This is a genomic window from Flavobacterium qiangtangense (assembly GCF_042658345.1).
Classification (GTDB): domain Bacteria; phylum Bacteroidota; class Bacteroidia; order Flavobacteriales; family Flavobacteriaceae; genus Flavobacterium; species Flavobacterium qiangtangense.
This window is the reverse complement of record NZ_JBHSQB010000009.1, coordinates 322,792-347,818: the sequence shown is the minus strand read 5'-3', so window position 1 is coordinate 347,818 and position 25,027 is coordinate 322,792. Positions and strand designations below refer to the sequence as shown.

The 25,027-nt window shown below is 35.8% G+C and carries 17 protein-coding genes; 4 read left to right on the top strand and 13 right to left on the bottom strand.

What is annotated here, in order from left to right:
- Positions 1 to 80: 80 nt before the first annotated feature.
- The 4 genes from ACFPVY_RS13390 to ACFPVY_RS13375 form a co-directional block, all read right to left on the bottom strand.
- Positions 81 to 824: a succinate dehydrogenase/fumarate reductase iron-sulfur subunit gene (locus ACFPVY_RS13390; RefSeq protein ID WP_379792604.1), complete on the bottom strand. Its 744-nt coding sequence runs from the start codon at positions 822 to 824 to the stop codon at positions 81 to 83.
- An 83-nt stretch (positions 825 to 907) separates the two neighbouring features.
- Positions 908 to 2,908 (bottom strand): fumarate reductase/succinate dehydrogenase flavoprotein subunit, encoded by a 2,001-nt coding sequence (locus ACFPVY_RS13385; RefSeq protein WP_379792603.1) that lies wholly within the window; start codon positions 2,906 to 2,908, stop codon positions 908 to 910.
- Positions 2,909 to 2,923: 15 nt separating this feature from the next.
- Positions 2,924 to 3,781, bottom strand: coding sequence for a succinate dehydrogenase cytochrome b subunit (locus tag ACFPVY_RS13380; RefSeq protein ID WP_379792602.1), 858 nt, complete (start codon positions 3,779 to 3,781; stop codon positions 2,924 to 2,926).
- Between the two features lie 227 nt (positions 3,782 to 4,008).
- On the bottom strand, positions 4,009 to 4,860 hold the full coding sequence (locus ACFPVY_RS13375; protein ID WP_379792601.1) for a ChaN family lipoprotein: 852 nt from the start codon (positions 4,858 to 4,860) through the stop codon (positions 4,009 to 4,011).
- Positions 4,861 to 5,061: 201 nt separating this feature from the next.
- Here ACFPVY_RS13375 and ACFPVY_RS13370 point away from each other — a divergent pair, with 201 nt between their 5' ends.
- Entirely contained in the window at positions 5,062 to 6,423 is a 1,362-nt protein-coding gene (locus tag ACFPVY_RS13370) for a hydroxymethylglutaryl-CoA synthase family protein (RefSeq protein ID WP_379792600.1), read from the top strand.
- 68 nt (positions 6,424 to 6,491) lie between these two features.
- On the opposite strand, the gene ACFPVY_RS13365 is transcribed toward ACFPVY_RS13370, so the two are convergent.
- Both ACFPVY_RS13365 and ACFPVY_RS13360 read right to left on the bottom strand, forming a co-directional pair.
- Positions 6,492 to 7,793 (bottom strand): hypothetical protein, encoded by a 1,302-nt coding sequence (locus tag ACFPVY_RS13365; protein ID WP_379792599.1) that lies wholly within the window; start codon positions 7,791 to 7,793, stop codon positions 6,492 to 6,494.
- Positions 7,794 to 7,807: 14 nt separating this feature from the next.
- Entirely contained in the window at positions 7,808 to 9,091 is a 1,284-nt protein-coding gene (locus ACFPVY_RS13360; protein ID WP_379792598.1) for a hypothetical protein, read from the bottom strand.
- Positions 9,092 to 9,253: 162 nt separating this feature from the next.
- Between ACFPVY_RS13360 and ACFPVY_RS13355 the strand changes: the two genes are divergently transcribed.
- Together ACFPVY_RS13355 and ACFPVY_RS13350 are read left to right on the top strand one after the other, a co-directional pair.
- Positions 9,254 to 10,546, top strand: coding sequence for an aminopeptidase P family protein (locus tag ACFPVY_RS13355; RefSeq protein WP_379792597.1), 1,293 nt, complete (start codon positions 9,254 to 9,256; stop codon positions 10,544 to 10,546).
- A 180-nt stretch (positions 10,547 to 10,726) separates the two neighbouring features.
- A complete protein-coding gene (locus tag ACFPVY_RS13350) occupies positions 10,727 to 11,512 on the top strand; it encodes an alpha/beta fold hydrolase (protein ID WP_379792596.1) in 786 nt (261 codons plus the stop codon).
- Positions 11,513 to 11,517: 5 nt separating this feature from the next.
- Here ACFPVY_RS13350 and ACFPVY_RS13345 read toward each other — a convergent pair whose 3' ends face one another.
- From ACFPVY_RS13345 to ACFPVY_RS13320, 6 genes are all read right to left on the bottom strand, one after another.
- Positions 11,518 to 12,282, bottom strand: a complete 765-nt coding sequence (locus tag ACFPVY_RS13345) for a hypothetical protein (RefSeq protein WP_379792595.1) — start codon at positions 12,280 to 12,282, stop codon at positions 11,518 to 11,520.
- An 89-nt stretch (positions 12,283 to 12,371) separates the two neighbouring features.
- Positions 12,372 to 15,131 carry a PD-(D/E)XK nuclease family protein gene (locus ACFPVY_RS13340; RefSeq protein WP_379792594.1) on the bottom strand — a complete coding sequence of 920 codons (2,760 nt, stop codon included), beginning with the start codon at positions 15,129 to 15,131 and terminating at the stop codon, positions 12,372 to 12,374.
- Between the two features lie 67 nt (positions 15,132 to 15,198).
- Positions 15,199 to 16,608 carry an OmpA family protein gene (locus tag ACFPVY_RS13335; protein WP_379792593.1) on the bottom strand — a complete coding sequence of 470 codons (1,410 nt, stop codon included), beginning with the start codon at positions 16,606 to 16,608 and terminating at the stop codon, positions 15,199 to 15,201.
- 111 nt (positions 16,609 to 16,719) lie between these two features.
- Positions 16,720 to 17,913, bottom strand: a complete 1,194-nt coding sequence (gene kbl / locus ACFPVY_RS13330; protein WP_379792592.1) for a glycine C-acetyltransferase — start codon at positions 17,911 to 17,913, stop codon at positions 16,720 to 16,722.
- 31 nt (positions 17,914 to 17,944) lie between these two features.
- On the bottom strand, positions 17,945 to 21,148 hold the full coding sequence (locus tag ACFPVY_RS13325; protein ID WP_379792591.1) for a UvrD-helicase domain-containing protein: 3,204 nt from the start codon (positions 21,146 to 21,148) through the stop codon (positions 17,945 to 17,947).
- Positions 21,149 to 21,781 (bottom strand): hypothetical protein, encoded by a 633-nt coding sequence (locus ACFPVY_RS13320; protein WP_379792590.1) that lies wholly within the window; start codon positions 21,779 to 21,781, stop codon positions 21,149 to 21,151. It lies immediately after the preceding gene.
- 171 nt (positions 21,782 to 21,952) lie between these two features.
- Here ACFPVY_RS13320 and ACFPVY_RS13315 point away from each other — a divergent pair, with 171 nt between their 5' ends.
- Positions 21,953 to 22,561: a superoxide dismutase gene (locus ACFPVY_RS13315; protein ID WP_379792589.1), complete on the top strand. Its 609-nt coding sequence runs from the start codon at positions 21,953 to 21,955 to the stop codon at positions 22,559 to 22,561.
- A 469-nt stretch (positions 22,562 to 23,030) separates the two neighbouring features.
- Here ACFPVY_RS13315 and ACFPVY_RS13310 read toward each other — a convergent pair whose 3' ends face one another.
- On the bottom strand, positions 23,031 to 24,929 hold the full coding sequence (locus ACFPVY_RS13310) for an amidophosphoribosyltransferase (RefSeq protein WP_379792588.1): 1,899 nt from the start codon (positions 24,927 to 24,929) through the stop codon (positions 23,031 to 23,033).
- Positions 24,930 to 25,027: the final 98 nt, after the last annotated feature.

Sequence of the window (25,027 nt, the reverse complement as noted above, 5' to 3'; positions counted from 1 at the left end):
AAAAAAAAAAAACGCACCTGAATTAACAGATGCGTTCTCTTGTGTTTGCCTTTTGGCTATTTTCTTTTGGTCAAAACCAATTATTTCATACTTGCAACCAAATATTCTCTGTTCATTCTTGCGATGTTTTCAAGAGAAATTCCTTTTGGACATTCTACTTCACAAGCTCCAGTGTTTGTACAGTTTCCGAAACCTTCTTGGTCCATTTGGTGTACCATATTCAAAACACGGTCGTGCGCTTCCACTTTTCCTTGTGGCAATAAAGCGAACTGCGATACTTTTGCAGAAACGAACAACATTGCTGAAGAGTTTTTACAAGAAGCTACGCAAGCGCCACATCCAATGCAAGTTGCAGCGTCAAACGAACGGTCAGCGTCGTGCTTGTTAATTGGAATTGTATTGGCGTCAATCGTGTTTCCTGAAGTATTTACAGAAATAAAACCACCAGCGTGTTGGATTCTGTCGAAAGAACTTCTGTCCACAACTAAATCTTTAATCACCGGGAATGCTTTTGCACGGAACGGTTCGATAAAAATCGTGTCGCCATCCTTGAACATTCTCATGTGCAATTGGCAAGTCGTCACGGCTCTGTCTGGCCCGTGTGCTTCACCGTTGATGAAAAGCGAACACATACCGCAGATTCCTTCGCGACAATCGTGGTCAAAAGCCACAGGATCTTCGCCTTTATTGATCAAACCTTCGTTTAAAACGTCAAGCATCTCAAGGAAAGACATATCTGGTTCCACACCGTCGATTGGGTAATCCACGATTTTTCCAGTTTCTTTAGCGTTTTTTTGACGCCATATTTTTAATGTAAGTTTCATCTTTTTTCAGTTTAAAAGTCTTAAAGTCGAAGGTCGAAAGTCTTCTACTTTGAGACTTTTGACTTGTGACTTTTGACTAATTTTTATTTGTAACTTCTTTGAACCAGTTTAATATTTTCGTAAACCAAAGGTTCTTTGTGTAATACAGCTTCGCTAGGTTTTCCTTTGTATTCCCAAGCAGCAACGTATGCGAAATTTTCGTCATCACGCATTGCTTCTCCTTCTTCGGTTTGGTATTCTTCACGGAAGTGGCCACCGCAAGATTCGTTTCTGTGTAAAGCATCTTTTGCGAAAAGCTCCCCTAATTCAAGGAAATCAGCCACACGCATTGCTTTTTCTAATTCTTGGTTAAAACTGTCGATTGATCCCGGAACTTTTACATCTCTGTAAAATTCTTCACGCAATTCTGCAATTTCGTGGATCGCTTCGTTCAAACCTTGAGCGTTACGCGCCATCCCAACTTTATCCCACATAATTTTCCCTAATTTCTTGTGGAAGTGGTCAACAGAATGCTTTCCGTTATTATTGATAAATTTGTTCAATTGCTCTCTAACGTTATTTTCAGCTTCAACGAATTCTGGTAAATCCGTAGAAATTTTTCCAGTTTTGATATCCGGAGCCAAATAATCTCCGATAGTGTAAGGCAATACGAAATATCCGTCAGCCAAACCTTGCATTAGAGCAGAAGCTCCTAATCTGTTCGCTCCGTGGTCAGAGAAATTTGATTCTCCGATTGAGAAACAACCCGGAATTGTAGTCATCAAGTTATAATCAACCCAAGTTCCACCCATTGTGTAGTGAACCGCTGGATAAATCATCATTGGTGTAACGTATGGATTTTCGTCAACGATTTTCTCATACATCTGGAACAAGTTACCATATTTGTTAGCCACAACATCAGTTCCCAATTTGATGATTAATTTCTTGTCATCAGCATCAAGACCTTTAATATAAGCTTGCTCTTTTCCATAACGCTCAATTGCCGCCGCGAAATCTAAGTAAACTGCTTCACCTGTTTTGTTCACGCCATAACCAGCATCACATCTTTCTTTTGCAGCACGAGAAGCCACGTCACGAGGAACCAAGTTACCAAAAGATGGGTATCTTCTTTCCAAGTAATAATCTCTTTCTTCTTCAGATAAATCTGTAGGTTTCTTTTTTCCTTCACGGATTGCTTTCGCATCTTCCAATGATTTTGGAACCCAAATTCTACCGTCATTTCGCAAAGATTCAGACATCAAAGTCAGTTTTGACTGGTGATCTCCTGAAACCGGAATACAAGTTGGGTGAATTTGTGTATAACAAGGATTTGCGAAAAACGCTCCTTTTTTATGTATTTTCCAAGCGGCAGTCGCGTTACTTCCCATGGCATTCGTTGAAAGGAAAAACACGTTTCCGTATCCTCCAGAAGCAATGACAACGGCGTGCGCTGAATGTCTTTCGATTTCTCCGGTAACCAAATTACGAGCGATAATTCCTCTTGCTTTTCCGTTTACGATAACTAAATCTAGCATTTCGTGACGGTTGTGCATTTTGATTTTTCCACGACCGATTTGACGGTTCATTGCAGAATAAGCTCCTAATAATAATTGTTGTCCGGTTTGTCCTTTTGCGTAAAAAGTTCTAGAAACCAAAGTTCCTCCAAAAGAACGGTTGTCCAAAAGTCCGCCATATTCACGAGCCAACGGAACACCTTGTGCCACACATTGGTCAATGATATTTGCAGAAACTTCTGCAAGACGGTGAACGTTTGCTTCACGAGCACGATAGTCACCACCTTTTACAGTATCATAAAACAAACGGAAAGTTGAATCTCCGTCACCCTGATAGTTTTTTGCAGCATTGATACCACCTTGAGCCGCAATCGAGTGTGCTCTACGAGGTGAATCTTGAAAGCAAAATGCTTTTACGTTATAACCTAATTCAGCTAAAGTTGCAGCAGCAGAACCGCCCGCAAGTCCAGTTCCAACAACGATAATATCAATATTACGTTTGTTAGCCGGGTTCACTAAATTAATATGGTCTTTATAATTTGTCCATTTGTCCGAAATTGGACCATTTGGTATTTTTGAATCTAAACTCATAATTTTATAAGTATATTATTTAGCAAAAAGTGAATTAATTTGTTCTGAAAAGTGGATATAAACTGGGATAATTGCAAACAAGAAAGGTACAATTATTGAAAATCCTTTTCCGAAACCTTTAATCAATCCGTTATATTTTGGGTTATTTGCTCCTAAAGATTGGAATGCGCTGGCGAAACCGTGAGACAAGTGGAAAGCCAAAACAATCATTGAAATCACATATAATATTGTAGCAATCAATCCGAATTTTGAATCTTTGAAGAAAGCGAAAGTAACTTTATGCAAATCTTTGTAACCGTCTGCCACTTTCAAGTTTCCTGCTTTGTCCCAAAATTCAGTTCTGTTTCTAATTTCAAGACCAGTTTGCTCTAAATTTGTTGGAATATATTTGTCTTTTCCAGAAGAAGTTGTAATATAAAAATCATATTTCTGACCTTGGTAATCGATTTGAGTAGTCTGCAAAGGCATTTTTTCATCAAAATGCATTACGGCCCAAAAGTTAACCATGTGTGTTACGATAAAAATCAAAATCAAAGTTCCCAAAACAGCCATATTTCTTGATGCCCAAACGGTATTTGCAGCAGCATTTTCCTTGGCATATTTAATTGGCCTGGCTTTTCTGTTTTGAATTGTCAACAAAATTCCATCAACAGCGTGAAAAAGAATTGAGATGTAAGTTACATAAGATAAGATTTTGACTACCGGATTTGTAGTCATAAACAATGCATATTCGTTGAAGTGCGAAGCATCGCTAAAAATCAATTGCAGGTTTCCAGCTAAATGCCCAACTAAAAACAAGCATAAAAATAAACCTGTTAGAGACATCCAATACTTTTTTGCAAGCGATGACTTTAAGATTGCAGATTTTGCCATAAGAGTTTCGTGTGTTTTAAAAAATCACACAAAAATAAGGCATATTCAAATTAACTACAACCTTTTCGGTTTATTTATAATCAGTATAAAGTGGACGTATTTCGCAGTAAATCAAGCACAAAATTTTGTTATAAATAATTTTATTCTCGATTTGCATTTTAAACAGCAAAGAATTTGGTAAAAAACCGCCTTAAATTACTTTAAAAGCATTTGAAAATTGCGGAATTTTAAAAAGTTTTAGTAACATCTTCGTCCACCACAATTATAAAATCCGCAAGCTTTAGGTTTTCTTTCTCGATTTTTGAGATGTCTTTTTGAGAAACCGTTGCGATTGTCATAATTTTCAAGTCTGGTTTTCCTTGTTTCAAATACCAATTGATTCCGTCAAAATTATCACTGTGAAACGAACCGTTATAATGAACAAATGTTGTATTTGGTTTTAAATTTTGCAAGATAAAATGCGCCATCGTAGCATCTTTAATTGCTTGCGCTTTCGGCATCGTCGGACTTGCGTGATCGCCCATCATTTCTAACATTTTCACATAACCCGGAAGATTTTTATCATATTTAATTGGCAACGGCGCAATCCATGTTTTTTCTTCAGCAGATAATTTATCCAACGCTTGAAAATCTTGCTTGTAAACCAAACTCGCATATCGTCTTGGAATATTTGCCGCCACGAAAGTCAGTTTTTTTTCTTTTGCAAAATCCACCAACGGCTTGTAATCAGTTTTATGATTGTTCCAAAGTCGGGCTAAAGTATCAAACGCTTTTTGATTAATTTCACCTGTCAAGTACTGATTTAACTGCTTTTGATTATCAGCTTCGATCATTTCTGCACCTAAAACCAATGGCTTTTTTTCAAATAAATCTTTCGTAAATTCCAATTGCAACCAATGCACAATCGAGTTATCGTGGTGTTCTCCAAACAAAACAACTTCAGCATTTTCAGCCTGTTTCACCATTTTTTTATACGTAGTTTTCTTTCCGTTTTTATCATATAATTGATACGGAAGCTTGTCTTGAGCCACGATATTTAACGAAAAAAGGAAAGCAAGTATGTAGAAAAAATATTTCATCGGATGAATTTTAAAAAGTTGTGTAAAAATAGCCATAAAACATCGGCCGGCAAAACGAAAATTATTGAATTGGTAATTTATCTGAAACTTTATTTTTAATTCGATAAAAATCAATTTTAAGTCCGATTTATCTATAAAAAACAAGTCTTTTTAAGATTCAGAATCCTAATTTTAGCATCCTAAAATTTAGAATAAAACAGAATGAAAACAGGAATTGACGCCATCGCTTTTGACATTGCAAAAATACATTTACCAATAAAAACGTTGGCGAATGCCAGAAATATCGAACCTGAAAAATTGGAAAAAGGTTTGGGTTTGATCAAAATGACTTTGCCAGATGTTTATCAAGATCCCGTGGTTTTTGGAGCAAATGCCTTGACCAAATTAATTCAAGAGAATGAAATTAATCTGTCCGAAATTTCTAGAATTTATGTCGGAACTGAAAGCAGCATTGATTCTTCAAAACCAATCGCTTCGTTCCTTTTATCTTTGATGGAAGAAAAATTTGGCGCCGATTCTTTATCAGAGTGTGACGCTGTAGATTTCACTTTTGCTTGTATCGGAGGCGTTGATGCGTTGCAAAACTGCCTGGATTTTATCCGATTAAATCCTGAAAAAAAAGCGATTGTGGTCACAACAGACATTGCAAAATACGACTTAAATTCCACCGGAGAATACACGCAAGGCGCCGGAGCTTTGGCAATGTTAGTAACTTCAAATCCAAGAATTATTGCTTTTGACAACAATTGGGCAACAAACACTAAAGGTCTTTTCGACTTTTTCAAACCGTACCGAACAATTTCAAAATCAGAAATTACTAAAAATTTCAACAACGAGCCTTGGTTTGAAAACATGGAAAGCGAAATCGAAATCCACAAAGAACAGCCCGTTTTTGACGGACAATATTCCAATCAATGTTATATGGATCGCACCAGAAACGCTTACTTTTCATTCAAGAAATTAAAAAATTCTGAAGAAACAATTTACGATTCTTGGGAAAGCATTATTATGCATTTGCCGTATTCTTTTCAAGGGCGACGAATGCTTTCAGAAATTTATACTTTAGACGCAAAAACCAAGATCTTATCAGGAAACGAAGATGCTTCTGAATACCAAAATAAATTGAAAGAAATCAGCAAATCTGAAGAATACAAAGATTTTGTAAACCAAAAATTGCTTCCGGCAGAATTGGCTTCTTCACTAATTGGAAATCTTTACACTGGTTCTATTTTTATGGGATTGCTTTCGACTTTGGCAGATTTCTATGATTCAGAAAAAGAAATTGCTGGAAAGAATTTTGGGTTTTTAGCATACGGAAGCGGTTCAAAATCAAAAGTTTTTGAAGGCGAAATTCAGTCAACTTGGAAAGAACAAATTTCAAAAGTAAAACTCTTCGAAACTTTGAAAGAAAGTCAAGAAATTGATTTTCAAACCTACGAAAAACTCCATAAAAAAGAACAGAAAATCGCAGTCAGAAATCCGAAAAATGAATGGGTTTTAGACAGAATCGAGAAAGAAATTCCGAATTTAATTGGCTCGAGATACTACAAATGGATTGATTAAAAATCTAGCAAACTATTTTCGCCGCAGATTTTCAGATTTATTTTTAATCAGAAAATCTGCGGTTATTTTTAACTTTCCTGATAATGTAGATTGATTTCTTGCAAGATTTTAAAAACTTCTTCGTGGTTTTTCTCTTCAAATCTTCGGCCCCAAAAACTGTAAATCCAAACCGCGTTTAACTTATAATTATATTCAAATTCTTCTTCGAATTTTTGGGCATTTTTTTTCAGCGGAGCCAAAACTTTTTCGGACATAAACGGCTGCAACGATTCGAAATATTCACCAGGAAATTCCCCCTTAAAACCCATATTCATTATCGTATTGATCTTTTTCATTGAAACTTCTGCGTTTTCAGTTTCAGCAATATCTTCGTGGCTGGCAATTAAAGCTTCTACAATCAAATTTAAGTTAGAATCAAAGTAAATTTTATCATTCAAAAAAGCGTAAATCAAAGGTTTATAACTATCAAAAGCCTGCCGAATTTCTTCTGGCTTTCGGCCCATTTGTTCGTCGATGTCATTAATTTCAGAAAATTCATCCTCGTGTTGCGCATACATAATCGCATACCTCATTTCAGAAATATATTGGTCATCTCGGATGTCTAAATTTTTAGACAGAAACAAGGCTAAGAGTTCTTGTGATTTTGCATTTTCGTTTGTTCCTCGGTCATAATATTTTTCGAAATAACCGCCTGTTTCCACATCCGAAAAATCCTTTTGGTTGAACGAATAAAAATCATAATCTTTTGTATCTGGTTCGTCAGCAACTTCAGTCATTTCATCAGCAGAATCGCTTACTTCAACAGTATTTTCAACGGAATCTCCAAAGGTTTTGTTTAAATAAAAATAACCAATCGCAGGAATATAAACTGCTGCTAAAAAAACAAGAATCGAGATAAGAATCATTAAAATTCCCACGAATTTATTGACTTCCCAAACGGTTTTTTTTATCACCAACAGAATTCCAATGGCAAAACTTGCTATCAATAACGTTAGCAGAATTGTGGCCATATCTCTTGAAAAATCATACGTAGTGACCGGAGCGATTTCAAATTTCAGCAACCAAATTATCATCACCGCGATAATGGCGACGATTGCAAATAAGAGATTTGTATAAAATGAAATTTTCCAGATTTTCTCTTCTGAAAAGCCTTCATGAATTTTTCCAGAATCAGACTGGATAACAGAAATCGCTATTTTCTGAAATAAAATACTAATTCCCAGCACAATCGCAGGCAGAAATGACAAAATAAAAATTTGAAATGTTCCAAATGACCTATTTTCATCAAACGAAATGTAGGGTTTAAAAAACCAAGACAAAAGAAGAATAACAGCTTCAATTATCAGAATAAATTTATAGGATTTTATCATTTTTGCTTCGGCTTTTAATTATAATTTTCTTGGATTTCTCTCAACACTGACAGCACTTCGTTGACATTTCCTTCGTGATTTCGTCTGGCCCAAAAACTATAAAACCAAACAATATCTCCGTTTGAAAATTGGCTTCCGTTTGAAAGTCGCGTGCTTTCTAATAATTCGACGGTTTCGGCTGTAAAATATTTTTCCAATTGCGGATAATATTCGCCGGCATCAAGATCATAAGTTTCTCTTGGAGCACTCATTATTTTGTAAATTTTCTGCATATTTCCAGAATTTTCTTCGCTTGTCAAATCTTCGTAGGTAAAAAGCAAACCGTCAATTACCTTATCAAAATTTGCGATTCGATACGTTCTTCGGGAGACCGAATTGTACAGAACCGCTTTATACATTTCAAAAGCCAAAGATATCATCGCCGGATCTTTTCGAATTTCTTTCACATAACCGGTTAAAAAATAATCGCCGTCCTCTTCGGTATTTTCGAGGAAATTCGAATACATGGGATATCTGACTTCTGTAAATTCTTGCTTTCCTTTTAAGTCATATTTATTGTTTAAAAAGTAATTCCAAGCTTCTTCGATTTCAACTAGCTCACCTCGATCTTCACTTGAATCGCCTTCCTGATATTGACTTTCATCGATTTCTTCCTCAACAACTGTAGGCATTTCTTGAGCATTATCTTCTAATTCATGAGCTTCATAATGATACGTTGACATTTTTTTGAATTCATTCAGAAATAAATAATCGCCTAAAAAAAATGTTATGAAAAAGAAAAATCCCAGAAACATTGTGACACTTGCCAAGGTTTTATTTGTTTTCCAGTATACGCCCGAAGTCAGCATAAACGAAGCTAGAATCAAGGACAATAAAACAGGCAAAAGCGCTTGAAAAAAAATAAAAAAGTAGAAAATTTCATCGCCTCGAACAATCATTTCTCTTGGATGTTGCAATTTTATAATTCCGAAAAAAATCAAGATGGAGGTCGCTAAAATTGCATTGGAATAAAACGAGAATTTCCAGAAATTCTTAATCCGCAAATTTTTCTGGATTTCAACTGCTGCGGTTTCATTGGGATTTTTCTTTGAAAACAAATAAAAAATTGAAACCAGACAGCAAATCACAAAGAATAAAACTGGAAAAAGTGCCCCTAAATTAAATTCATTTGGATGAAATTCTCGAATGTTTGCAATTTCCTGAAATTCGAATTTTGAATATAAAAACACGCCCAATAAAACGATTGGAATAAACTGTAGAAGAATCGCGCTTTTAAAAAATCTTGTTTGGTTATCCATGTGTTTTTGGCTTTAGAAAAAATCTTGTCGTATTTACTTACATAAAAATATTAAAAAAATTAACAAAACAATACATTCAAAGTTAATATTTTGGTTTTGGAGCAAAATCCCTAAAAGTTTCAAATTAATCTTATTACTTTTGAAAATCAAAATTTTTAAATTATGAAATACCATCAAATCGACCGTCAGCTTTTTATCAAAAATCGTGAAAAGTTTACGGCTCAAATGAAGCCAAATAGTGTTGCCATTTTCAATTCTAACGATATTTATCCAGTTTCTGCAGACAGCACTTTGCCGTTTGCACAGCACCGCGACATCTTTTATTTAAGTGGCGTTGATCAAGAAGAAAGTATTTTACTGCTTTTTCCTGATGCGCCTTATGAAAATTTAAAGGAGATTCTTTTCTTAAAAGAAACCAACGAGCACATTGCAATTTGGGAAGGAGAAAAGTTGACAAAAGAACGCGCTTTCGAAACTTCTGGCGTAAAAACCGTGATTTGGTTGCAAGATTTCCACAAGACTTTGAAGGAAATCATGGCTTATTCTGAAACGATTTATATCAATACAAATGAACATTACCGTGCTTCTGTGGATACTGAAACTCGCGAAGCTCGTTTTGTAAAATGGTGGAAAGAGAATTATCCAGCGCACAAAGTAGAAAAATCAAACCCAATTTTACAGCGTTTGCGTTCTGTGAAGGAAAGTGAGGAAATTGATTTGATCCAAAATGCTTGCAATATAACAGAAAAAGGCTTCAGAAGATTATTGTCATTTGTAAAACCAAATGTGACCGAATATGAAATTGAAGCTGAGTTGATTCACGAATTTGTGAGAAATCGTTCCAAAGGTTTTGCTTACACGCCGATTATCGCTTCTGGAAATAATGCCAATGTTTTACATTACATCGAAAACAATCAGCAATGTAAAGCAGGCGATTTGATTTTATTGGATGTCGCTGCAGAATATGCTAATTATTCAAGCGATTTGTCAAGAACAATTCCGGTTTCTGGACGATATTCTGAAAGACAAAAAGCGGTTTACAACGCGGTTTTGAGAGTAAAAAATGAAGCTACGAAAATGCTTACGCCGGGAACGCTTTGGAAACAATATCACTTGGAAGTTGGAAAAATTATGACTTCTGAATTATTAGGATTAGGACTTTTAGACAAGGCTGACGTTCAGAACGAAAATCCGGATTGGCCAGCTTATAAAAAATATTTTATGCACGGAACGTCGCACCACATGGGACTTGACACGCACGATTACGGATTATTGCACGAACCAATGCAAGCCAATATGGTTTTCACAGTAGAACCAGGAATTTATATTCCAGCAGAAGGTTTCGGAATCAGAATCGAGGACAATGTTGTGGTTCAAGAATCAGGCGAACCGTTTAACTTGATGCGCAATATTCCTGTGGAAGTTGAGGAAATTGAGAGCTTGATGAATGCTTAAAAGATTGCAGTTTTTAGATTGCAGTTTTCAGAAAACGGCTTGCAGATTGCGAGCCGTTTTTTTTGCCACAGATTAAAAATGATTTTTTATCGCGAATCTTTGGAAATCCATTTAATCTGTGGCAAAAAAATTGTCTCGTACAATTAATAAATTATATTTTTGCAAAACAAAACAACGACTTTGAAACAAATAATCTACAAAAACACAAAAATCTCTTTCACAGATTCCGGCAAAGGAACCGCATTGGTTTTCCTCCACGGATTTTTGGAAAACAGCAAAATGTGGGATTATTTTATTCCGGATTTTTCTAAGAAATACCGCGTAATTTCTATCGATTTATTGGGTCATGGAAACACCGAACCTTTGGGCTATATCCATTCGATGGAAGACAATGCTGATGTGGTTCACGCCGTTTTATCAGAATTAAAAATCAGAAAAGCCGTTTTCATCGGGCATTCCATGGGCGGTTATGTGGCTTTGGCCTTCGCCGAATTGTATGCTGACAATGTGAAAGGAATTGTGCTTTTAAATTCTACTTCAAGAGCCGATTCTGACGAACGAAAAACCAATCGTGACCGAGCAATTAAGGCTGTAAAACAAAATTATACAAACTTTGTACGGCTTTCTATCGCTAATTTATTTTCAGAAAATAACCGAGAAAGATTAGAATCTGAAATTGAAAATGTAAAAACTGAAGCTTTAAAAACGCCATTGCAAGGAATCGTCGCTTCTCTCGAAGGAATGAAAATTCGCAAAGACCGAGAAGTGATTTTGCATTTTGCTAATTACCCGATTTTATTGATTTTAGGAAAAAGCGACCCGGTTTTAAATTACGAAGAAAGCATCGAACAGATTGAAAATACTTCGGTTAAATTAATCACTTTCCCAGACGGACACATGAGCCCGATTGAAAATCGTGAGGAATTGAGAAATAATTTGTTGGAGTTTTTTAGAATGCTAAAATAATCGATTTATTCGATTTTCATAACAACATTATCAAGGCTATCCACAACAAGCAAAAATACTATTTTATTTTTCGGAAATTCTCTTTTAATATCTGCATGGAGTTTCCTGTAAGCTTGAATTATTGCAGATTCTTTCAAAACATCATTTGTTATTGACAACGAAAGTTTATATTCATTATTTTCTTTCTTAGCATAAACGAATTTCGCAAAATCTCTATCAAAATAATTTGCTCTCGTAAAAGCACTTGCAATATTATCTATATCTTTCTCAGAAATATTAAATGGATCGTAATGGATCTCATGATTCAGTGTACCATATTGCTTTACAACATTATCTGGCTGTTGAATGTAATCTATTGAAAAGGCAATTATAAAAATTCCAACAAAAGTCACGATAAGACCAATAATACTGGCTAAAATAGTTCTTCCCCATCCAAAAAACAATCCACCCAATTGGATATGCGTATCCATTTTTTCACCTTGTAGTTTCTTTACAATTGCTACTACTATTGCCGTATAAGTAAGTGGAAAAAGAAAATTTGGAATATTTATATTTTCTGGAATTAAGAAAATAATTAAAAAAATGACTGTTGATGCCATAATTGTAGCCAACCATGTTCTATTTACATTCTGCTGTTCCCCAAATGCTTTATAATTTTCTGAAATAAAATAACCCGCTACTAAAGGACCTCCTAAAAACGTGCCAACCCAAATTAACTTATCACTATAAATTTTATGCGCAGGTATTTCTTTAAATATGCTTTCTTCCATAACTTTTTTTATTCCTTAAGCCAATATTGTTACTAATAGTATGAATTGACAGCAAATATAAACAGAAAACACTAAAGGGAAGAAAAACACTAAATTTTCTCCTCAAAAGGAGCATTCACATCCAAAATTTCATTCAGCAAAACCACCAATTGTTCAATATAATTTTCAGAAATATCTTGGTTGATTGTAGAAATTTCCGTCTTATCGATTTTAAAATTAAACGGAAGAAATCCGTTTTTTAAGTTCTTGAAAGAAATAATTCCGACTTCCATTTCTTGTCCTTGAAGATGCGGTTCATACATAAACGCATACGCCAAAACCTGAATAATTTTATCCGATTTTATTTCTGAAGTCAAGTTGTTCCATTGTTTTAGAGTCACATCTCTGGCATCAACTTTCCCGGTTTTGTAATCAATAATTCTGATTTTTCCGTTGCGAAGTTCGATTCTGTCTACATTTCCTTTGATTAAAACTGGAAAAGGCAAACCGGAATGTTCTAACTTTCTCTCGTATGTTTTTTCCAATGCCAAAACTTTCACAGCATCGCCATTTTCAATTTCCTGAAGTTCCATTTTCAAGAAATTTAAGACGTTTCGCTTGGCCACTTCAAAAGCCAAAAGGTTTCGCCCTTTCTTGATTTCGCCTTCTTTGTAAACTTCCTTAAATTGCTTTAAAACTTCTTCATCGATTAATTTGATGCAATTTTTGATATCTTCGGAAGTAAGAAATTTATCAATTAAAGGTTTGTATAATTCTTCTAAAGTCCCATGAATAATGGTTCCCAGCGTATTCAAAGCAATATTTTCCTCCACTTCTTCCACTTCACGAATGCGCAGGATTTTCTGCATGTAAAACTGAATCGGATTTCTGATATAACTCGTCAACGCCGAAGGAGAAAATCCGCTTTCTGCAATTTCTCTTAATCTTTCCATCACTTTTTCCGACTTTGGAATCACGATGGGTTGATACGCTACGTCTGGCAAAGTGGCATTGTAAACTTCGTGCGTAATCGTATGATTTTTTTGCTTCTCAACTTCCAATTGGGTTATGAATCGGCTCTTTTCGCCTCCGTCCAAACCTTCACTTTCGGTATTGTAAAGCAGATAAATATTTTTTGCTCTTTGTAATAAATGATAGAAATGATATGTATAAATCGCGTCTTTTTCCTTGAAAGTCGGCAGTCCCAATTCTCGTTTCACATCATAAGGAATAAAGGAATTCTGGGATTTTCCTGCCGGAAATTTACCTTCATTCATCGAAGTTACAATCACGGTTTCAAAATCCAAAACACGGCTTTCCAAAACTCCCATAATTTGCAATCCGTTCAAAGGCTCGCCTTCAAAAGAAACTTCGGCCAAATCGATAATCTGTTTGTAAATTGCGTAAAGCGTGTCAATCGTGTCGATTTGCTGATGTTTTGAGTAATAATTTATCAGCTTGTTAATCACTTTAAAAATCGAATACACAAAGGCTTTCGTGATTTTTTCTTCTTCAGAATCGTTGCTTAAATTCGATTTTATCTGAAGCAATAATTCAGAAATAGTTTGTAAAACTGCCATCGCGCCATTTTCCCACTTTTTGAAAAGCAATAGAAAAAGCGGACTTTGATTTTGGTTTAATTCAAATAATTTGCTTTGAAGTATAAAAGTATAATTATTAGCGTTGATGATTTTTACCAAATCGCCAGTTTTCGCGTAAGGTTCCACCAGCGGATGCGTTAAAATGTCTAGCACATCTTTGTAATAAAAAACGTAACTGTTCTTGTTTCTGGACAACGCATTGGTGTGCATTTTGAACAATTTGGCTATCAAAATCTGCGCTGGATTATTTTTTCCGGAATATCCCATCGTGATATTTAGCGCGCCAACGCTATTTGGAAGCGAATACAACAACGGAACTAAAAGATTTTCTTCGCCCAAAACAATTGCGGTTTTGTTCAAAGAATTTTCGTTTTTTTCGATATTTTCTTCAATGATATTTCCAGCGATTTTGGCCTGGCCAATGGTTTTTGGAGTTCCGATTATCTGAATATTTTTTGATTGCGAGAAATCATCTACAATCCATTCAAACGGATGTGATTTGTAATGTTTCCAGCTTTCTTTAAATCGTCTTAAAAACAATCCGGCATCGTGAAAGGGGTCAGTCAGAAACGCGTCGTCTGCATCCCAGAAAATTTTAGCTTTATCAATTGCCAATAAATGTTGTACGATTTTTTCTTCGGAAGCATTCAAGGCGTTGAAACCTGCAAAAAGGTATTCGTTTTCGCCAATTTTGTCTGAGAACTGATTTAGATTTTTGACGGCTTCGCGGTAAATCAAACCTTGGTAACCGATTCCTTTTTTAAGAAGATGGTTGTAAAGTGACTCATAATAACTTGGTAGCAAATCCCAGAACTGAAGATAATTGTCAATCATCTTGGTTCTTTTTTCGGCATCGACAGACCAGTGCTTGATATCTTCGATGTCTTTTAAGTAAGATAAAACATGATTTGGCTCTAATAAATAGCGGTCGATTTCATTGAAATCTTGAAGCAATGTTTTTCCCCAATTGGCAAACAACTCAAAAGTCTGTTGTTTATCTTTAGCCGTAATTTCTAGATATACTTCATAGAATTCAAAAACCAATTCGATACTATCTACAGAACGAATGCCAGCAATATCTTGTATAAAATCTTCAATACTGATAATCTGCGGTGCAAATACCGTAGTTTCTGTTGCATTTTTTAAAGCTTCAATTAAGAATACCTTTGCCCTTTTATTCGGTAGTACAACTATCAAATCTGATAATTTTTCGCTGTAATTATCAATTATCGTTTTGGCAATTTTATCAAGAAATGTAGTCGTAGTCATAAGGTAAAAATAAAAAAACGTCCCGATAAATCGGGACGTTTTCAATAAAAACTTATTTAGGTTCTAATTAATCTTTGATTAATTTCACTTCAACTCTTCTGTTTGCAGCTTTACCTTTAGCAGTTTTGTTAGTCGTGATTGGTTTAGTTTCACCAAATCCTGTAGATCTTAATCTTGAAGATTCGATTCCATTTTCAATCAAGAAGTTTTTAACTGCTGCAGCTCTGTTTTCAGAAAGCGTTTGGTTTAACGCGTTTGAACCATCGCTATCAGTGTGACCTTCGATAGAGAATCTTGAAGTTGGATATTCTTTAAGGATAGCGTTGATAGCTTCCAATACTGGCATAGTTTCTGGTTTGAAAGTAGCTTTACCGCTGTTGAACAAGATAGTTTTAGCGTAAGCATTCAATTTATTAACTTGCTCTTCAGTAATTTCTGGACATCCGTTGTTTGCAACAGTTCCTTTTACATTTGGACATTTGTCATCTTTGTCAAGAACTCCGTCTCCGTCAGTATCTGGCCATGGGCAACCTGCATTTTCTTTAGGACCTTTAACTTGTGGACATTTGTCATCTTTATCAGCAACACCGTCTCCGTCAGTATCAGGACATCCGTTTAATGCTTTTGGACCAGCAACTTCTGGACAAGCATCATCTTTATCAGCGATTCCGTCTCCGTCAGTATCAGGACAACCTTGGAATTCTTTTAAACCAGCAACTTCTGGACAAGCGTCATCTTTATCAGCGATTCCGTCTCCGTCAGTATCAGGACAACCTTGGAATTCTTTTAAACCAGCAACTTCTGGACAAGCGTCATCTTTATCGTAGATTCCGTCTCCGTCTGTATCTTTTCCTCCAAATTTGAAAGTAAGACCAGCAAAGTGCTGCATGTGAGATGCTACATCAACGTTTGGCGTTCTTGTATCATCAAATGAATGTTTGTAAGTAGATTGAAGAGAAAGACCAACAGTTTCTGTAAACCAGAAAGTTAATCCTAAACCTCCATTTACAGTTCCAGCGCTAGCGTCACCTAAGAAAGTGTAACCTCCACCAACGTGGATCGATGGGTCAATAACTTTAGATCCGATAAGTGGCATGAAGCTATATTTAATAACCCCATCAATACCATAATAAGTCAAATCTCCTGGATCAGTTGTTACAAAAGTACTGTAAGTTCCTGGAGTTTTTGTGTTTACGAATTTGTCAATTTTGTTAACAGATCCAGTCACACCAAATACGAATCCAGAACCTACGCTTCTAGACACGTTCAAGTAAGATACAGAAGGAAGAATATTCCAGTTGTCTTTTACATTGAAAAATTCGTCAAATTGGTTTGTAAAACTTTTAGCTGCGCTAATTCTTGTATCCACTGCGTTGGCACCAAAAGTGATCGCCCACGGATTGTCGCTGTCTTGCGCATTGGCGTTCAAGCCAAATGCTAACAATGCAGCAGCAAAGATTTTGTTTAGATGTTTCATACTTAATTTTATTAGATTACAATACGTTAATTACAGACAAAAGTAAGATGTTAAAATTTAATTACAAAGATTTCTGTTAAAAAATTAACGCAATTTTAGTTAAATGTTAATTTAGATTACGTCTAAATCTTTTCCTACACTCGTAAAAGCCTGAATAGCAGCATCTAAGTGTTCTTTCGTATGAGCCGCAGAAAGCTGAACTCTGATCCTCGCCTTGTCTTTTGGAACTACTGGAAAGAAAAATCCTATCACATAAATGCCTTTTTTCAGCAATTCATTGGCCATAGTTTGTGATAACTTTGCATCATAAAGCATTACTGGCACTATTGCTGAATCGCCGTCAATGATGTCAAAACCAGCTTCTTTCATTCCTTTTTTGAAGTAATTTGTATTCCATTCAAGCTTGTCTCTCAGCGTTGTGTCTTTTTCCAAAAGCTCAAAAACTTTAATTGAAGCACCCACGATTGACGGAGCCAAAGAATTTGAAAACAAATACGGTCGTGAACGCTGGCGCAAAATTTCGATGATTTCTTTTTTGGCAGTTGTGTAACCACCCATTGCACCTCCAAGCGCTTTTCCGAGAGTTCCGGTAATGATATCGACGCGTCCCATCACGCCTTTTGCTTCTAAAGTTCCTTTTCCGGTAGCGCCAATAAATCCTGCGGCGTGGCATTCGTCAACCATCACCAAAGCATCATATTTGTCAGCCAAATCACAGATTTTATCTAACGGAGCCACCACGCCATCCATAGAAAAAACACCGTCTGTCACAATGATTTTAAAATGATGACCCGCTTCATTTGCCTTGATTAATTGCTGTTCTAAATCTTCCATATTGCTATTTTCATAACGATAACGAGAAGCTTTACACAAACGAACTCCGTCGATAATCGAAGCATGGTTTAAAGAATCAGAAATTATCGCATCATTTTCTCCTAACAAAGGCTCAAAAACGCCTCCGTTTGCATCAAAAGCCGCAGCGTACAAAATCGTGTCTTCTGTTCCGTAGAAATCAGCAATTTTTTGTTCCAAAGTCTTGTGAATATCTTGAGTTCCGCAGATGAAACGAACCGATGACATCCCAAAACCGTGCGTATCTAAAGCATCTTTTGCTGCTTGAACTACTTCTGGATGTGATGACAATCCAAGGTAATTATTGGCACAAAAATTCAATACTTTTTCGCCCGTTGAAATCGTGATTTCAGCACCTTGTGGCGACGTGATAATTCGTTCTTTTTTAAAAATTCCGTTATCTTCAATGGTCTGTAATTCTGACTGAAGATGTTCTTTTATTTTTCCGTACATATTTTTTGGTATAAGGTTTTGGGTTTATGGTTCAGGAACTTTTGCCTATTGGCTTTTCCCTAATTTCTGCCCACAAATTTACTACATTTACTTGTTCTCCGATGTAAACCAACGCTTTTTTGGTCACTTTAAAACCCATTTGTTCAATGGCAAATTGATAATTTTCCAACTGTTTTTGGTATTTTTGGTTATGAACTCCGGTTTTATAATCGAGTAAATACACTTCTTTATTTTGTGCCAAAACCATTCTGTCGGGTTTAATTGGCGTGCCTTGTTTCTGGATAATCGTCTGTTCGTTCATCACTTTATTTTCGATTAAAAAGTAATCTGAAAGCTCTGGATGGTTTAAAATATGTAAGATTGTTTCCGAAACTTCTGCCTTTTGATTTTCCGTAATTAATCCGTTTTCAATGGCTTTTGAAATTGCCAATTCTACATCAGAAATGGTTTCCACATACGACAAAATTTCATGAACTACGTTTCCATATTCAATAGCTTTTTGCTGATTTGTGCCCCACATTAACGATTCTCTTTGGGCAATTTTTATGGCTTTTGGGTCTAAAACTTCTTTTACGAAAGGCACTTTTGGCGCTTCTTCCATTTTCGAAGATGCGTCTGATAATTTTGTAGGATTTCCAATTTCATATTCAAATTTATCCGGACCAAAACCTCCGTAAAGTTCTAAATAATTAATGAAAAAAGTCGCCATATTATTTTTCGGAATTTCTCCTTTGGAAGACAAATTCATATTCGAAATCACATACAATTGTTCTTCGGCGCGCGTTAACGCCACATACAAAACATTTACATTATCAAGCAAATCTTCTTGTTTTTTCTGTTGGTAAACAAACGATGCTTCTTGGCCAAAACCTTCGACAGCACTCGAATTATCAATTAAAACTTTAGGCAATTCTGATAAATTTTCTTCGCCGTCGAGCCACAATTTATCTTTTGGTTTCAACGAATAATTTTCTTCGGCAAAAGGCAAAATTACGACCGGAAATTCCAAACCTTTTGACTTGTGAATCGTCATAATTCGGACCGCATTTTTTCCTTCGGGCGACGGAATGCTGAATTTGCTTCCGTTTTTCTCCCAATAATATAAAAAATCGGTAATTCCTGCTTGATTTTTGACGTCTCGTTCTAGAACCAAATCCAGGAAATACTGAATATATGCGTTGTTTTGCTTCAAATTAATAAACTTTGAAACGATGATTTCAACGGCTTCATACAACGATTTTCTGCGTAAGTTTTGGAATGAAAGCGATATTTCAAAATGCAAAAGCCAATTTTCAAATTCTTTTTCGTCTTTCAACGCCATTCCTTCAAAAATAAAGTCGTGAATCGGAAGCTCGTTTTGGATATTTTGGGCAATATATTGCAACAAACTTGCCTTTGATTCCAAGTCATTGCTGTTTTTCAAATACCTGAGAACGTTCAAAATAAAGATAACTTCCGTGGCATTTTCAATCATCAAAGTTTCTGACGAAAGCAACGGAATTCCTTGTTCTGTCAGATAATTGGCGAGTGCAATTCCTTGGTCTCGCTTCCGCGTAAGAATTGCAATATCCCTGTATTCAAAGCCTCTCGCGTTGCTTCTGTGAATCGCATTTAGCGTTGCCAAAACAAATAATTCGGTTTTATCTAAAGCTTCTTCTCCAGAATCTAGCTTTTCTCCCGAAGTGTCGGGATTTGGAATAAAGGAAATATTTACATAACCGCCAACCTTTGAATTGGAATGCTGGTGGCTGTGATTTTCGTATAAATCTTTGTAATCTTCGTTTGTAAATTCATTGGAAAGCATCTTAAAAAACCGATTATTGAAATCAATTACTTCAGAATAACTTCGGAAATTTCTATCCAAATGCTCCAATTTTTTATCAGGATTCACAAAAGGATTGTGGTCTTTGCTCAACTCGATAAACTGTTCTGCTTTTCCGCCACGCCAGCGATAAATCGACTGTTTTGGGTCGCCCACAATCATCAACGAACCTTGTTCTCCCGATAAATCTTCGCTCGAAAGCGCGTTGTCAATCAACGGAATCAGGTTTTGCCACTGCATTTCTGACGTATCCTGGAATTCGTCGATGAAAAAATGCTTGTAGCGTTCGCCCAAACGTTCATAAATAAACGGAGCCGGCTGGTTCTGAATTTCGCGGTGAATTATCGCATTGAATTCTGAAATCGATAAAACGTTTTGCTCTTTCTGGATTTTGGCCAATTCTTGACTGACCGTATTTAAAAGCGATAGTGGCGTAATATTTTTCAGGAACGCATTGTAAAAACCAATCTTTTCGTGATTTTTATAAACGCAAGCCAAAACCGAAAGCATTTCTGGGATGATACTTTCAATTATTGATTTGTCTTTTGCCGTTTTATTTATTTTAATGTCGTCAAATTCGTGATACGTCTTGTTTTTTGAATTGAATCGATTGTCTTTTATGCTTTGCAAATGCTTTGGAAAATGTCCTGCAGAAAATGATTTTTCATCAATTGCATTAGAAGAAATTTGTTCCAAAATTTGGCTTGCAAAATCAATGCATTCGGTTTCTAGATTTTTAACCGTTTCTTGGATTTTCTTCTTTATGGCCACAAATTCAGCGATTGATTTATCTTGAAAATGGGTAATTTCAGTACGATTGTTTTCGTTGAGAAGCAATCTTCCTGTGTCCATAATTTCTCTGGTGATGTCCCAACTTTTATCGTCGTCGGTTTTTTCCATCGTAAAATCCACGAGCAATTTGGTGAGCGTTTCTTCTTCGCCGGCTTGTGCAATTATGGCGTCAACGGCTTCGGTTAAAAGATTATCGGTTTCCAGGGAAACGTCAAAAGTTATCGGCAGACCTAAGTCGTGGGCAAAAGCGCGAATGACTTTGTGCGTGAATTTATCAATCGTGGAAATATCAAACGACGCATAATTGTGGATAATATTTTTGATGATTTGCTGTGATTTCGACTTGATTTCAAAAGTTTTCAAGGCGGTTTCTTCGGCAATTATGTTCATCAAATCGACGGCTTTTGCGCTTGGTTCGTCTTTGGTAAACTCAAAAAGGCTCGTGACGATTCTGCCTTTCATTTCGGCCACGGCTTTGTTTGTAAAAGTGATGGCCAAAATATTTCTGTAGGCATCATTTTTTTTAGATGTCAAGAGAATTTTAAGGTATTCTTTTACCAAAGTGAAGGTTTTTCCTGAACCTGCGGACGCGTCGTATATGGAGAATGCTGTCTTTTGCATTTAGTTTTTATTTTCTAAAATTTCTCTGTTTTTAAATGCTCCATATAAATTTTCGTGCTTCTTTAATTTATTTTCCTCAAAATTCAATCCATAATTTATTGGAAAGGAAACCTGTTTTATAACATCGTTTTTATCTGGCAATGCGTGATATGATATCAGATAAGTACTTGACCATTTAGACGAATAGGAATTTATCAAATAACCTTTAATCACAATTTTACCATTATGGCAAAGCACAAACTGCTTTCCAAATTCTTTTCTTTTATTCCATTTAGGAAGAGAATCATATATTTTTTCTGTAACTGATTTCTTAAAATGTATTCTGGAATTTTTAAAATCTAAACCAATAATTTCTGAATCCTCTATAAAGGGTTTCTTTTGTAAATCTTTCTCTTCTGCTTGAAAATGTCCCATAAAAATGGGCTTATCATTTACCGTGTCAATTCTTATTTCTTCTCCCCAGCTTTCAAGAACTTGTCTCAAAATAACACTATCTTTTATAGCAACTCTTAAGGGAACTCCTTCGTATGATTCAATTCTATGGTTCGTAAGATATATTTCAATAATATCTCCTTTTTTATTCTGACACGAAATAATAAAGAATAGCACAAAATATAAAAGTGTATTTCTCATAAATCTAGAATTTAAAACAAGCCAGTATCGACAAATCTTCACATTTAGCCTTAAAAATTATGACATTATCATTTACGTTAATACAATTATAACAAAATAGTATTTCCAATTCCAAAGTTAAATGTTTAATTTTGAAATAAATATTTTATAAATCTTTAAAACAAACATATTATGGCTTTTGAATTACCAAAATTACCGTATGCTTATGATGCATTGGAACCACATATTGATGCTAAAACTATGGAAATTCACCATACTAAACATCATAATGCATACACAACCAACTTAAACGCTGCTATCGAAGGTACTGATTTGGCGGGTTTAACGATTGAAAATATCTTAATCAACCTTGATAAAAAAAATGCTGCAGTCAGAAATAACGGGGGTGGTTTTTACAATCATAACTTGTTTTGGAAAGTAATGTCTCCGAATGGTGGCGGACTTCCAAAAGGAGAATTATTAGACGCTATTGAAAGAGATTTTGGAACTTTTGAAGAGTTCAAAGCGAAGTTTGCAAAAGCAGGCGCTACTCAATTTGGTTCTGGATGGGCTTGGCTTTGTGTTCAAAAAGGTGGGAAATTAGAAGTTTGTGGTACTCCAAATCAAGACAATCCGTTGATGCCAGAAGTGGGTTGCGGTGGAACTCCAATCCTTGGGATGGATGTTTGGGAACACGCTTATTATTTGAATTACCAAAACAGAAGACCTGATTATATCGAGGCTTTTTTCAATGTAATCAACTGGGAAGAAGTTTCAAGAAGATATGCTTCTGAGAAATAATATTTCTTAAATTATAGAAAAGCGTTCTGAAAAGGACGCTTTTTTTTGCTTAAAACCGAAAGTCTATAAAATAAAAAAGGCGGAATTGCTTCCACCCTTTTTGCCCCAAATCTACCATAAACTTAACCTACTAATGCTATGGTAGTCCAAATGTAAAGCTGTTTTATTCTTTGTGCAATTATATCTGTTTAAAGTTTAATAAAACCGATTAAGTGCAACTTTTGTGATATTTTACTTACTTCACCAAAAAAAAACATCTCGGTTATGAGATGCTTTATTACAGTAATTTACGAAATTTTATAAAATAAAAAAGGCGGAATTTCTTCCACCCTTTTTGCCCCAAATCTACCATAAACTTAACCTACTAATGCTATGGTAGCTCAAATATAAGATAAATGTTTGCTAATCGCAAAGTTTATTAGACCAATCGACTCATAAAATCGATTAAGTGCGCATTTTTAACCTTTTCTTAATAAGCTCGAGAGTCTTTCCCTTCATAAAAATTCATAAAGGCGCGATTCACAACGCGATTTCCTCCTGGCGTTGGATAATCTCCGGTGAAATACCAGTCTCCAAGATTCTTCGGACAAGCAATATGAAGATTTTCAACCGTTTGGAAAATAATTTTTACCTCAGCATTGATATCTTCTGAACTTAACATCGTGGCAATTTTATCTGAAACTTCCTGCGGTTTAAACGGCGCATAGATTTCAGTTACATAATTAACAACGTCAGCATCTTTGAAATTTTCTTGCGCTTTACATTTAGCATACACTTCGTCAACAATATGGTAAAGGTTTCTTTCTTTCAAAAGTTCTAAAGCCGCTTGAAAAGCAACCAAACCTTCTAATTTTGCCATATCGATTCCGTAGCAATCTGGATAACGAATTTGTGGCGCTGATGAAACCACAACAATCTTTTTAGGATTTAATCGGTCCATCATTTTGATGATACTTTTCTTTAAAGTCGTACCGCGAACGATACTGTCATCAATGATTACCAAATTATCTTCGGGCTTGATCACGCCATAAGTTACGTCATACACGTGCGCAACCAAATCATCACGACTGCTATCTTCTGTAATAAATGTTCGAAGTTTGGCATCTTTAATCGCGACTTTTTCGGTACGGATTTTTACTTCCAATAACTTGTGCAAAGTTTCAACCGTAAGCGTGTCTTTATTGGCTAAAATATAATCGTTTTTTCTTTGGTTTAAGAAATCCTGTGCGGCTTCCACCATTCCGTAGAACGAAGTTTCTGCTGTGTTTGGGATATAGGAGAAAACAGTATTGTCGGTATCTTGGTCAATTGCTTCCAAAACTGCCGGAAGAATCAATTTTCCTAAATCTTTTCTTTCTTGGTAAATTTCTGCGTCGCTTCCTCTTGAGAAATAAATTCTTTCGAATGAACACGCTTTTTTAACCGTTGGAGTCAGAATTTCTTCCTTCGTAACTGTTCCGTTTTTCTTGATAATCAAGGCGTGACCTGGATCTAATTCTTGCACTTTTTCGAAAGGAACATTGAAAACCGTCTGGATAACCGGTCTTTCTGAAGCGACAACTGTAATTTCATCATCTTCATAAAAATAAGCCGGACGAATCCCTGCTGGATCTCTGAAAACAAAAGCATCTCCGTGACCGAAAAGTCCTGCCATTGCATAACCTCCATCCCAGCCCTTTGCCGCTCTGCGCAAGATTTTACCAACGTCCAGTCTTTCTGCAATTACTGGCGAAGCTTCTCTTTTTGAAAGTCCTTCGTTTTTGCAATCTTGGTACAAATCAGTAACCTCATCATCAAGAAAATGTCCGATTTTTTCCATTACGGTAACGGTATCCGCCATTTCTTTTGGATGCTGTCCTAACTCGATCAAGCTGTCAAAAAGTTCTTTGACATTCGTCATATTGAAGTTTCCGGCAACGATCAGGTTTCTGTGCATCCAGTTGTTTTGGCGCAAGAAAGGGTGCACGCTCTCGATGCTGTTCTTGCCGAAAGTTCCGTAGCGAACGTGGCCTAAAAACAATTCTCCGATATATGGAATGTGTTTTTTCTGAAGCTCCACGCTGTCAGCATATTCTGGGTGTTCCGCCAATTCTTCGTTGATTCTGGCGTTAATCTGCGCAAAAACGTCTTGGATTGGCTGTGGATCATTTGAACGCACGCGACTGATGTATCTTTCTCCTGCTTCCACATCTAATTTGATGCTTGCAAAACCAGCTCCATCTTGACCTCTATTGTGCTGTTTTTCCATCAACAGGTACATTTTTTGTACTCCGTAAAATGCCGTGCCGTATTTTTCTTTATAGAATTCTAACGGTTTCTTTAATCTTAAAAGGGCAATACCACACTCGTGTTTTAAAGCGTCGCTCATTGTAGTTGTTGTGTTGTAGTTGTTGTTTTTGTAAAAGCAATTTTTGTACCGAAGTACTTTTATTTTAGAAATTTTAGAATTTGATAATTGTGGCTTTA